This window comes from Shimia sp. (assembly GCF_022448905.1).
GTDB lineage: Bacteria > Pseudomonadota > Alphaproteobacteria > Rhodobacterales > Rhodobacteraceae > Shimia.
Window position 1 is genome coordinate 24,708 of the sequence record NZ_JAKVCW010000017.1, and the last position, 11,211, is coordinate 35,918.

Sequence of the window (11,211 nt, forward strand, 5' to 3'; positions counted from 1 at the left end):
CGCCTCACGTGGCGGCCCCTCACTAAATTCGCGGACCTCCTCACATGAGACAGATCTTCTTGGCAGGCCTTGCCTTCTTGGCCGCTTGCCTGATTTCGCCCGACAGGGCGCAGGCGCAAGACGCCGCTATCCAGCCAATCCTGCAAGAGCATCAGGCGCTGATTGTGAAAAGTTCGCGCAAGACCATTGGGCCCGCGATTGACGCTGTGGCCAGTTCTGGTTTGCCCCAAGCGCAGACCGTTCTTGAGGTTTGGGCCGCCAAGAACATGTGGCAGCGCAAGGAAGACGGGCTGTTTTTCATTGGCGAGAAGATCGACAGCAAGACCTATGCGCTCACCGACTTTGATAGCGGCGAAACGGTTGGAGAATTTCCCAAGAAAGAGCTGAAACAGCTCAAACCCAACAGCGGCATCCGTGCGCTGATTGGGACGGCGTTGGTGCAATTCCAATTGAGTGATCCCGACATTGAAGCCCGCAAGGCCGCGCTTTTGTCCATCGAGAGAGACCCGGAGGCCAGTCTGCTCGCCCCTTTGCGCGCGTCCATCGATGGCGAGCCGGATGCAGCGCTCAAAGCGCAGAAACAGCGTCTCGAACGACTGTTGACCATTGGCTATGACACGGACGAGACCGCGCGCCTGTCAGCCATTGCCGATATGTCCGGTGATCTTGGCGTGGACGTGCGTGCCACTTTGAACCCACTTCTGACCACCACACGCGAAGTCGCCGCTGGCGCGGTTCCGGAAGGCGCGAATGTCGCACAGATTTTGCATCCGGGGCAGGACAGTTTCGACAAGATCACTGCTTATGACTTGCTGGCTGACAAAGGGATTGCGCCAGCGCGTGTGACCTCTGATGACATCCGCCTCGCCTTGGGCGAGCATATTGAGGGAGGCAGCGTTGGCGGTGTGCCGGTGGCGACACTGCACACCCAAGCAGCGCGCTTGAAGGCTTACACCGTTCTGGCTGCCGAAGGCGAGGTGCCCACCTATGTAGATGAGGCTGCGATTGACTCCGCGCTGAAGGTAAATGTGTTTTTTGACGCCTATGCAGAGCCATCCAAATCTGTCACCGATGCTGCTGCAAAGGCACTCAAGGACATTGAACTGAAGGTTGGCCTCAACCAAACACTTGATTTGACGCTGGATGCGCTGTCGCTCGCCTCAATCTATTTTTTGGCCGCGATTGGCCTCGCCATCACCTTTGGTGTGATGGGCGTGATCAATATGGCGCATGGTGAGTTCATCATGATGGGCGCCTACACGGGCTATGTGGTGCAGCAGTTCATCCCGGATCACACGGTGTCGATCATCGTGGCGATCCCAACGGCCTTTGCTGTGACCTTTGCCGCCGGAGTGGCCATGGAACGTCTTGTGATCCGCTGGTTGCAAGCCCGCCCTTTGGAGACATTGCTGGCGACTTTCGGGATTTCCATCGCCTTGCAACAGCTGGCCAAAAACATCTTTGGCACACAGGCGCGCCCTCTGACCGCTCCGGGCTGGTTGGATGGCGCGTGGGTGATGAACGACGTGGTCTCGATCAGTTATATTCGCATCGCGATCTTCATCCTTGCGCTGATCTTCCTCGGCATTTTCCTTTACATCATGAAGCGCACACGCCTTGGCCTAGAGACCCGCGCCGTGACGCAGAACCCGCGCATGGCGGCGTCCATGGGCATCAATCCAGACAAGGTGAACATGCTGACTTTCGGGTTGGGCTCCGGAATCGCAGGTATTGCCGGCGTGGCCATTGGCCTCTTTGCCAAGGTGACCTCAGAACTGGGCAGCGACTACATCGTGCAGAGCTTCATGACCGTCGTGGTCGGCGGTGTCGGCAATATCTGGGGCACGCTTGCGGGCGCTGCGATGATCGGCTTCCTGCAGAAAGGCATCGAATGGATGAACCCATCCAATACGCTGGCCGCCCAGACTTACATGATTATCTTCATCATCATCTTCATCCAATTCCGGCCGCGGGGCATCATCGCCCTCAAAGGCCGCGCGGCGGGGGAATAAGCCATGCAATTTCTCGCCAAAGGCGGCCCCCGGACCGCACGGGGCGCGTCCAGCCAACGGAACGCTTTGAAGTGCCAAGCCTCTTTCAAACCGCACAATACTTGCAACGAAGCCCCCGCCCCGTGGGGGGGCGGTACGGGGGCTGCCCGAGCTTTCGGTCGGGAGGTGCAGCTTGCAGGAGGATTTTCCGATGCAGCGTAGTTTTATTGCCAAGAACCCATCGGTTCTCGTCTTCCTTGCGATACTCGCGCTCTTCACTTTGCTGGTGACGGTGATGTCCGAAGGCTTTGGCGTTGGTGGCATTTCCACAAGTTTCATCAAGACGTTGGGCAAGACGCTTTGCCTCTGCCTCATCGCGCTCGCGATGGATGTGATTTGGGGCTACACCGGCATCCTGAGCCTTGGTCACTTCGCCTTTTTTGGACTGGGCGGTTACATGATTGGCATGTGGCTCATGTATGAGCGCACGCGTCTGATAGTGGTGGACAGTCTTGCCCAAGCGGAGATCCCCCCAACCGACGGCGAAGTCATTGACGCCGTCGGCAATCAGATCTTCGGCGTGGTTGGGAGCAGCGAGTTCCCTTTGATCTGGGCTTTTGCCGACAGTTTGGTGATCCAGTTGATCTTAGTCGTTTTTGTGCCTGGCATACTGGCGCTGGTCTTTGGCTGGCTCGCCTTCCGTTCGCGCGTCACCGGGGTGTATCTGTCGATCTTGACGCAAGCTATGACCCTCGCACTGGCGCTCTATCTGTTTCAGAACGACAGCGGTCTGCGCGGCAACAACGGTCTGTCCGGTTTGCAAAATTTGCCCGGTGTCACGGCGTCCCAAGATTATGTGTCTCTCTGGTTCTTCTGGGCGTCTGCTGCGGCGCTGGGTGGGGGGTATGTGCTCTGCGCTTGGCTCGTCAGCGGCAAGTTCGGCTCGGTTCTGCGCGCCATTCGTGACAATGAGGCGCGCGTGCGCTTCCTTGGCTATTCGGTAGAGATGTACAAACTGGTGATCTTTACGCTCACCGCTTGCATCGCTGCTGTCGCGGGCGCGCTCTACTACCCGCAAGCAGGCATCATCAATCCGGCGGAGATTGCGCCTATCGCGTCGATCTACCTCGCGGTCTGGGTCGCCATCGGCGGACGCGGGCGGCTTTACGGTGCGATCATCGGTGCCGCGTTTGTTAGTCTGCTGTCCACTTGGTTTACCGGCGGGCAGGCGCCTGACATCAACCTTGGTTTTTACACAGTCAAATGGGTTGACTGGTGGTTGGTGCTTTTGGGGCTGTCCTTTGTGCTTGTCACACTTTTCGCGCCTAAAGGCATCGGGGGGCTTATCGATCTCTACACAGAGCGCCGCAGCCCATCCCGCCATGGGGCCGATCTGGGGCCAGATGACGGGGCATTGCGCGAACAGGAGGCCAGCCAATGAACACGCTGCTTGAAGTATCGGGTGTGTCTGTCACCTTTGATGGCTTCCGTGCCATCAACAACCTGTCGTTTCAGATCGCTGAGGCGGAAATGCGCGCCGTGATTGGGCCAAACGGCGCTGGCAAGACCACCTTTATGGACATCGTCACGGGCAAGACCAGGCCTGACGAAGGGCGCGTGATCTGGGGCGAAAGCTCAATGAATCTGCTGCGCATGAACGAGGCCAAGATCGCGCAGGCAGGGATAGGGCGGAAGTTCCAGAAACCGACAGTGTTTGAGGACCAGTCGGTACAGGAAAACCTGCTGATGGCGCTTAAGAACAACCGCGGCTGGCTGGCGGTGTTGCGCTATCGGCCTACAAAAGTCGATTTGGCCAAAGTGGATGATCTGGCGGAACAGATCGGGCTGAAAGACCAGTTGGGCCGTAAGTCCGGCGAATTGAGCCATGGCCAGAAACAGTGGCTGGAGATCGGCATGCTGCTCGCCCAAGAGCCGCGTCTCTTGCTCGTGGATGAACCGGCCGCTGGCATGACACCTTCTGAACGGGAACACACCACTGATATTTTGGTGGAAGCCGCCAAAACCCGCGCGGTTGTGGTGGTGGAACATGACATGGAGTTTGTCCGCCGCCTGAACTGCAAAGTCACGGTGTTGCATGAAGGGGCTGTACTGGCCGAAGGCAGCCTGGATCACGTTACTTCCGATCAGAATGTGATCGACGTTTATCTGGAGCGCTAAGATGCTGAAACTCGAAGACATTACGCTGCATTATGGCCACTCCCAGATCCTCAACGGCATCTCGATGGAAGCGAAACAGGGCGAGGTCACCTGTGTCATGGGCACAAATGGGGTGGGTAAAACCAGTCTGATTAAAGCCATCTCTGGGACGCATCCGCGCTCTGGCGGCATGCTGACATTGGATGGCGAAGCTCTGCCGCCGCTGCCAGCTCAGGCGTTGGCCCACAAAGGTGTCGCCTACGTCCCTCAGGGGCGCGAAATATTCCCGCTGTTGACGGTGCGTGAGAACATGGAGACCGGATTCAACTGTCTGCCCAAGGGGGACCGCGCAGTGCCGGAAGAGATGTTTGAACTTTTTCCTGTGCTCAAGGAAATGCAGGGACGCCGCGGGGGCGACCTTTCTGGGGGGCAACAGCAGCAACTTGCCATTGCCCGAGCCCTCATCACACGCCCGAAGCTCCTCCTCCTGGACGAACCAACCGAAGGGATTCAACCCAATATCATCCAACAAATCGGAGAGGTGATTAAGTTGTTGCGCGACAAGGGCGACATGGCGATCATGCTAGTCGAGCAATACTTCGAATTTGCCTATGATCTCGCTGACAGCTTTGTTGTCCTGCGTCGCGGCGAGGTTATGTTATCTGGGACAAAAGCAACTCTCTCAAAAGAGGGGGTTCTGGACGCCGTTTCAGTATGAACCTGTATTGTATTCTCTCTTGCGACTTCGAGACGGAAGAGGCGCGGGGCCAACGATAGGGACATTGAAGCCGGGATCATTGGACTGATGAGCAAATGGCTTGGATGGGTCTCTGACAGTTCGGCTCACAAAAACTCTACGCCCCGATCAGATTGCGATAGCAAAGGCCGGTCCGAGAAGGCGCTGTTGCCAATAAAAACGAGGCGTCTTTTGGCGTCCGAAGGGTTCGCCATGCAGACGTGCCTTTGTTCCGTTAGGGGGGGGCTTCCGGCACACGAAGAGACCTCGTCGTTTGCCAGTATTGTTTTGAGGCGGGCACACAACCTGTTTGCAATATGCGTTCGCCACTGTAAGCAAGGGTCGATTATGGATTGGAAACTCGTTTCGACGCCAGATGTCACACCGTTTTTGCCTAAATCAATTGCCTTGGGTGGCTCTTTTTGAGCTTGATTTTCCTTCCGTGACATTCAGCCAAAGTGCCGCAAGGATGAGGGTCGTGGACAAGTAGAACGCGGCTTCAGGGACGATCTGAAACAGCACAAGGTCTGCCAGCACGGCAAACACCAGCGACAGGTATTCAAACGGGGCCAGCTTGGACACTTCGCTGTGCTGCAGGGCCAGCGTCATCATGATGTGTGCCACGCCGCCAGCGAGGCCAGCTCCGCAAAGCCAGACCCAAGCCATTGGCGTTGGGGCGACCCAGCCCCACAAAACGGTCATCAGCCCAGCAAGTGAACACGTAGCAGCAAAGTAGAAGGCAATGGCGCCCGCGTTTTCGGTTTGCGCCAGGCTGCGGATTTGCACTTTGGCACCGGCGGTAAAGACGGCCATTGTTAAGGCCAGTCCCGCGCCGATGAGATAAGATGTATCAACACTGGTCGCGGAAGCTTGTGGGACAACCAACACCAACATGCCCAAGAATCCGAGCGCCACTGCGCCCCAACGGGCGGGCGTCATCTGTTCGCCAAGGAACATTTGCGCGAGGATAACCGCCAGGATCGGTGCGAGGTAGCCAATGATCGAGGCGTGTGCGAGGGGAAGGTATTCCAGTGAGGCAAATGAAGCGAACAAGGCGGCACAACCCAGAAGGCAGCGTAGGACATGGCCAAACGGGCGTTTGGTGTGCAGCCCGCCGGGGAAGTCGCCAGTCCACATGAGGAACAACACCAATGGCACCAAGGCCACCGCGCTGCGGAAAAAGACAATTTGTCCAAGCGGGACTGTGCCTGACAAAAACTTCACGCAGACAACCATCAACGTGAAAAAGAACGTGGCGCCAATGCGCAGCGCAATGCCTGTCGTATCCATAACGAGCTCTTTTTTAGGTTAGGTTTTGCCTGCCATGAGATCGCGCAAGCGGTCTCCGGTGAGGTTGATGACCATCACCGCCAACAAAACGGCGAGGCCCGGGAAAATCATGATGTGCGGTGCGGTTTGCATGTAGGCTTTGCCATCCAACAGCATGGCGCCCCACTCGGCTGACGGCGGTTGTACGCCAAATCCAAGGAAGCTCAAGCCGGAGACCGACAAAATGGTGCGCGACCAGCTGTTTGTCCAAAGCACCAATAGGGACGGCAGGATATTTGGCAAAAGGTGTCGCCACAGGATCAACCGGCTGCTCAGCCCATTCAAACGCGCCTGGGTGATGTAATCGCTCTCGCCAAGGCTGAGTGTCAGCGCGCGGGCGAGACGGGCGAATTTCATCCAGCTGACCACCATTAGCGCGATCACAAGGTTGGAAGTACTGGGGCCAAACAGGCCCGCGAAGGTCACCGCTGCGATCAACTCGGGGAAAGCAAAGAAGCTGTCGGTCACGCGCATGACGGCAAAGTCGCCCGCCGGGCCAGAGCGGGCGGCGAGAATGCCAACCACGGTGCCGACCACAAATCCTGTTAGTGAGATGGCAAGTGACAGTCCTAGCGACCATCCCGCACCGTAGAGCAGTCGCGTGGCAATGTCGCGCCCAAGGTGGTCTGTGCCAGCCCAATGCGCGGCGCTTGGCGGTGCCAGCCGGTTGAGAAAGTCAGCGGCGGCGGGTTCATAGGGTGTCAGCCAGAGGGCGAGGCTCCACAATCCCAAGAGGACAAGCGTCGCCACGCCAACGCGCTTTGTGAACTGCCGCAAGGGATCCGCAGGGTGGCTATCTGAAATGCTGATCGACTGGCTCAGGCTCATGATGCTTTCGCCCTCTTTAGATTGCGTGGGTCGCAGAGGTGTTGAACACCATCAATCACGGAGTTGATGACCACATAAGCGGTGGCAAAGAACATCACGAGGAACATCACGACAGGCAGATCCCGTGACAGCACCGCGCCAGCCAGCAGAGACCCAAGACCGGAGCGGGAAAACGTGAGTTCCACGATGATGGCGCCTTCGAGCAGGCTGGCCATATCGAGGCCAATCATAGTGAGCGTCGGGACAAAAGAATGCCGCAGGACATGGCGGGAAAAGATCTCCCGCTCGGGTATGCCGCGCAAGCGCAGGGTTTCGATAAACGGCTGGTTGTAGGCTTCCAGCATGAAAGTGCGCAGAAGGCGGGTTTGCGAGGTCATGACCCAGAAGGCCAGCGTTGCAGCCGGCAGGATCAGATGGGCAAAAGTGCCGGTCCCATAGGCGGGCAGCCAGCCGAGGTACACGGACACGCCCAGAATAAGCAGCAAGGCAAGCCAGTAGCTCGGCATCGCGGCGCCAATGGAAGAGATAATCACCGCGCCGCGATCCCAGATGGTGTTTGGATAGCGAACCGCAAAAGCGGACAGCAAGAACGCCGCAGCCAGCCCAATGGCTAACGAGGTCAGCGTGAGCGTGACCGTTTCACCAAGGTTGTCGACAAAGATCACCCAAACTGAAGTGCGTGATGAGTAAGAAACGCCGAAATCTCCGCGCATCACGTCTGCCAGCCAATGGGTGTATTGGGAAAAGAACGGCGCATCGAGGTTGAACTCCTCGCGGATGCCCTGCAGCACCTCTGGCGCGATGCCAAAATCACCCGGGTAGCGGGCATGGGCAATTGCCTCGGCTTTGTCACCGGGGGCGAAGTAACTGATGGTGAAGGTGATCAGGGTGATCCCGAACAGGACCGCCAACAGGCCGGCAAATCGGATGAGAAGCGTTTTCATGCGGCGGCCTCCGGGAGTGCGCCGAGGCTTTGCGCAGCAGCGACCAAGTCTTTGGCGTAGTCACTTTGCGGGTTGGCAAAAAAGGCCGTGCGAGATTGATACGCCGAGACGGTGCCATCGCGCAGCAGCAGCACCTTGTCGGCATAGGCGGCTGCGAAGCCAAGATCGTGTGTGACGGCGATGTAGGTCGTGGTTGTGGCCCGGCGCAGGCTTTCCATCCTTTGGGCAATCTTTTTCTGCACCAAAGCATCCAGCGCGCTGAGCGGCTCGTCAAAGAAGATCAGCTTGGGCTGCGCGATCAGTGCGCGAGCCAAACAGGCCCGCTGCGCCTGCCCCAAAGACACTTGGGACGGCAGGCGGTCGTAAAAATCGGCTGTTAGTTCAACGTCATCCAGCGCCGAAAGCACGCGTTTGCGCAGTTGGTCCTTTGGGAGGTTTTCCTTGTGCAGGCTCTCTGCAATGGACCGTCCAAGGGGCTGACGCGGGTTTAGTGCGGCGAGTGGATCTTGCATCACCCACCGGGCTTGAGCCAATCCAAGTCCTGCAGGTATCGCGCCACAAACCTCGGTGCTGGAGGGGGCATAGGTGAAGCGATCACAGTGTCCGGGCATCATGCCTTGCAGGGCTTTGACCAATGTGGATTTGCCCGCACCGCTTTCCCCAACAATGCAGAGCATCTCGCCTTCGCTCAGGTCAAACGACACGTTCGAGAGAAGCGGTTTGCCGCCCATAGACACTTGCAAGTTGGACACAGAAATCAGCGGCTTATTCTGCTGCACGACACAGGTCCTCGGTGGTGGTTTGCCAATGGCGATGCGCTACTAGGTCTTTTGTGTAGGAAGCTTGTGGCTGAGACAGCAGGGCTTCAGTTGGACCAGTTTCCACAAGGCGCCCTTCCGCCATCACCGCGATGTGGCTGGCAAATTGGGCGGCCATGCCAAGGTCATGGGTCACCATCAAAACAGAGATGCCCTGTGCCTTCGAAATCTGGCGCACTTTTTCCAGAACCTGCGCGGCAATCAATGGGTCCAAGGCGGAGGTGGGCTCATCCAAAATCAACAGCTTGGGCTGTTCAATCAACGCCATGGCGAGCAGCAGGCGTTGTTGCATGCCGCGGCTCCATTGATGTGGATAGCTTTCGTCAAGTGAAGGCAAGCCAAGTGAGGAGATCACTGCGTCTTGCTCGGCAACGCTTAACGGGGATTTTCGCTTGGCGACCTGTCGCCATTGCCAGCGGAGCCGTCGCAGGGGATCAAACCCATGCGCGGGGCTTTGGGGAACGAGGGCGATCCCTTTGCGATCCGGAGCATAGTGCGCGGTGCAATTCCAGTGTTGCCCATCAAAGGTGATATGTCCTGCCGATGGCCGAGCCGGTTTGCGCAGACCCATAATCAACCGCAGCAAAGTCGACTTACCCGCGCCAGAGCCACCAACAACGGCGAGCCAGTCACCTTCGTTAAGCGTGAGATTGATGTCGTGCAGGACTCCCTGCCTGCCAATCGCGGCAGACAGGGCATCAATTGTCAAAAGCGACATGGGTTTACTTGGCAATCGCCAACTCCGGTGAGGCAAAATAGGTCTCAGCCGGGTGGATTTGGTAGCCTTCCACCTTGCCGTTGCCCACAGACACCTGCGTTTTGTGGAACACGGGGATCACAGGCAGGTCACGGTTGATGATCTCCTGCACTTCCGCGTAGATCGGCTGCCGTTCCTCTGTTGTGAACAGGCCACGGCCTTTTTCCAAGAGCGCGTCCAGCTCCGGGTTGGAGTAGCCGGACACATTGTAGCTAGCGCCGGTTGCAACCAGCGTGCTTGGGAAATAGTCCGGGTCGCCTTGTGGTGCGGTGCCCCAGGCTTGCAGGTGCAGATCGATCTCACCCGCTTTCAGCGCGTCGTTGTTTGCGCCGAATTCCCCCATTGCGATCTCTGCACCCAGGCCAATCTGCTGCAACAGTACTTGTGAGATTTCCAACGTTGGGCGCAGGGCCGCGCGCCCTTCATAGCTGCGCAGTTTCAGCACCACGTCTTTGCCGTCCAGTTCGCGAATGCCGTTGCCATCGGAGTCTGTGATACCCGCCGCATCCAACACTTCAGCCGCCTTCGTTGGGTCGTAAGGCAGAGACAGATCTGCGTTGGCCCATGACGCCATATTGGCAGGGAAAAGGGCGTTTGCCGGGGAGCCGCCCACGCCAACAAGGGCAGCGGCGACGATGGTTTCACGGTCCAGCCCAAGCGACACGGCTTCGCGCAACGCGGGGTTTGCCAATGGGCCATCGGTCATGTTGGGTTGGAAAAAGAACAAACGGGTTGTGGCGCCCGCAAACAATTGCCCTTCACCGCTTTCTTTCAATTTGGCGAAATCCGGCTCGGGATAGTTGGTGACCAGATCCACATCTCCGGCCTGGAGCGCCAGTGCGGCCACAGACGGATCAGAGATTGCGTCGATCTTCAATTTGTCCAATTTCGGCGCGCCGCCCCAGTAGTCGGCAAAGCCTTTCACCTCATAAGATTTCTCCGCCTCTGCCTTCACAAAGACAAACGGGCCCGTGCCGATCAAAGGCAGCGCGTCGGTGCCTTCTTTCATTACGGCGGCAGATGGCTCGGTCAGGGACCAAAGGAACGCGGAGTTCGGCTCTTTGGTGGTGAAGATTAGCGTTTTGTCGTCAGGTGTCTGAATATCGGCGATGCCCAGAAGCTTGGACAGGCGCGGGTTGTGTGCCGCATGGCCTTCGACGTCCAGTTTGGCAAACGACTCTTTGACGGATTGTGCGGTCACGGGAGTGCCATCATGGAACGTCACACCGTCACGCAAAGTGAGCTGCCATTCGTTCGGGGACAGGTTTTCATAAGACACAGCAAGTCGTGGCTGCATCGACATGTCATAGCCCAGACCAATCAGGGTTTCAGATACCCCTGCGCGATTGCTTAACCAACCGTTCTGGCGCGCGCGCGGGTCAGGAATGCTGCTTTTCGGGCCAAATGGCGCAGCAACAACCATGGTGTTTTCTGCTGCAAGCTGGGTGGCGGAAAGGGAGGCAATGGATGTGGCAATTGCTAATAGAGATACAGACAAAGACCGGCCAAATTTCGGCGATACAATCGACACTATGGAGTTCCCTTGAACCAAGTTTATGATGAAACTCCCCTTATGATAAATGTTATATCATATCAATATTAATCCGACTGTTTGCGTAGGTTTTGTGCTGCACCACATCCTCCCTGGGTT

At 57.5% G+C, this 11,211-nt stretch carries 10 protein-coding genes; 4 read left to right on the forward strand and 6 right to left on the reverse strand.

Annotated elements, in window-relative coordinates:
• Nucleotides 1-44: 44 nt before the first annotated feature.
• The 4 genes from urtB to urtE all read left to right on the forward strand — a co-directional run bounded on the left by urtB (nt 45) and on the right by urtE (nt 4,866).
• Nucleotides 45-2,012 (forward strand): urea ABC transporter permease subunit UrtB, encoded by a 1,968-nt coding sequence (gene urtB, locus MK208_RS17905; RefSeq protein WP_294118850.1) that lies wholly within the window; start codon nt 45-47, stop codon nt 2,010-2,012.
• A gap of 190 nt (nt 2,013-2,202) precedes the next feature.
• Nucleotides 2,203-3,432: an urea ABC transporter permease subunit UrtC gene (gene urtC / locus MK208_RS17910; RefSeq protein ID WP_294118852.1), complete on the forward strand. Its 1,230-nt coding sequence runs from the start codon at nt 2,203-2,205 to the stop codon at nt 3,430-3,432.
• Nucleotides 3,429-4,169 (forward strand): urea ABC transporter ATP-binding protein UrtD, encoded by a 741-nt coding sequence (gene urtD, locus MK208_RS17915; protein WP_294118854.1) that lies wholly within the window; start codon nt 3,429-3,431, stop codon nt 4,167-4,169. Before urtC ends, urtD begins: the two co-directional genes overlap by 4 nt.
• Nucleotide 4,170: 1 nt before the next feature.
• The gene (gene urtE, locus MK208_RS17920; protein WP_294118855.1) at nt 4,171-4,866 is read left to right on the forward strand and encodes an urea ABC transporter ATP-binding subunit UrtE; all 696 of its coding nucleotides are present in this window, start codon (nt 4,171-4,173) and stop codon (nt 4,864-4,866) included.
• A gap of 417 nt (nt 4,867-5,283) precedes the next feature.
• Here the strand turns inward: urtE and MK208_RS17925 are convergent, their stop codons facing one another.
• Genes MK208_RS17925 through MK208_RS17950 form a run of 6 tightly spaced genes read right to left on the reverse strand, consistent with a single transcriptional unit; the run spans nt 5,284 to nt 11,091 of the window.
• A complete protein-coding gene (locus tag MK208_RS17925; RefSeq protein ID WP_294118857.1) occupies nt 5,284-6,174 on the reverse strand; it encodes a DMT family transporter in 891 nt (296 codons plus the stop codon).
• Between the two features lie 18 nt (nt 6,175-6,192).
• Nucleotides 6,193-7,041 (reverse strand): ABC transporter permease subunit, encoded by an 849-nt coding sequence (locus MK208_RS17930; RefSeq protein ID WP_294118858.1) that lies wholly within the window; start codon nt 7,039-7,041, stop codon nt 6,193-6,195.
• A complete protein-coding gene (locus MK208_RS17935) occupies nt 7,038-7,985 on the reverse strand; it encodes an ABC transporter permease (RefSeq protein ID WP_294118860.1) in 948 nt (315 codons plus the stop codon). The genes MK208_RS17930 and MK208_RS17935 overlap by 4 nt, the downstream gene beginning before the upstream one ends.
• A complete protein-coding gene (locus MK208_RS17940) occupies nt 7,982-8,764 on the reverse strand; it encodes a dipeptide/oligopeptide/nickel ABC transporter ATP-binding protein (RefSeq protein ID WP_294118862.1) in 783 nt (260 codons plus the stop codon). Before MK208_RS17940 ends, MK208_RS17935 begins: the two co-directional genes overlap by 4 nt.
• The gene (locus MK208_RS17945) at nt 8,751-9,521 is read right to left on the reverse strand and encodes an ATP-binding cassette domain-containing protein (protein ID WP_294118864.1); all 771 of its coding nucleotides are present in this window, start codon (nt 9,519-9,521) and stop codon (nt 8,751-8,753) included. Before MK208_RS17945 ends, MK208_RS17940 begins: the two co-directional genes overlap by 14 nt.
• A 4-nt stretch (nt 9,522-9,525) precedes the next feature.
• Nucleotides 9,526-11,091 (reverse strand): ABC transporter substrate-binding protein, encoded by a 1,566-nt coding sequence (locus MK208_RS17950; protein WP_294118866.1) that lies wholly within the window; start codon nt 11,089-11,091, stop codon nt 9,526-9,528.
• Nucleotides 11,092-11,211: the final 120 nt, after the last annotated feature.

Excerpts from the sequence above, each read along its gene's own strand:
- urtB (WP_294118850.1), top strand. The coding sequence starts at position 45 with ATGAGACAGATCTTCTTGGCAGGCCTTGCCTTCTTGGCCGCTTGCCTG.
- urtC (WP_294118852.1), top strand. The coding sequence starts at position 2,203 with ATGCAGCGTAGTTTTATTGCCAAGAACCCATCGGTTCTCGTCTTCCTT.
- urtD (WP_294118854.1), top strand. The coding sequence starts at position 3,429 with ATGAACACGCTGCTTGAAGTATCGGGTGTGTCTGTCACCTTTGATGGC.
- urtE (WP_294118855.1), top strand. The coding sequence starts at position 4,171 with ATGCTGAAACTCGAAGACATTACGCTGCATTATGGCCACTCCCAGATC.
- MK208_RS17925 (WP_294118857.1), bottom strand. The coding sequence starts at position 6,174 with ATGGATACGACAGGCATTGCGCTGCGCATTGGCGCCACGTTCTTTTTC.
- MK208_RS17930 (WP_294118858.1), bottom strand. The coding sequence starts at position 7,041 with ATGAGCCTGAGCCAGTCGATCAGCATTTCAGATAGCCACCCTGCGGAT.
- MK208_RS17935 (WP_294118860.1), bottom strand. The coding sequence starts at position 7,985 with ATGAAAACGCTTCTCATCCGATTTGCCGGCCTGTTGGCGGTCCTGTTC.
- MK208_RS17945 (WP_294118864.1), bottom strand. The coding sequence starts at position 9,521 with ATGTCGCTTTTGACAATTGATGCCCTGTCTGCCGCGATTGGCAGGCAG.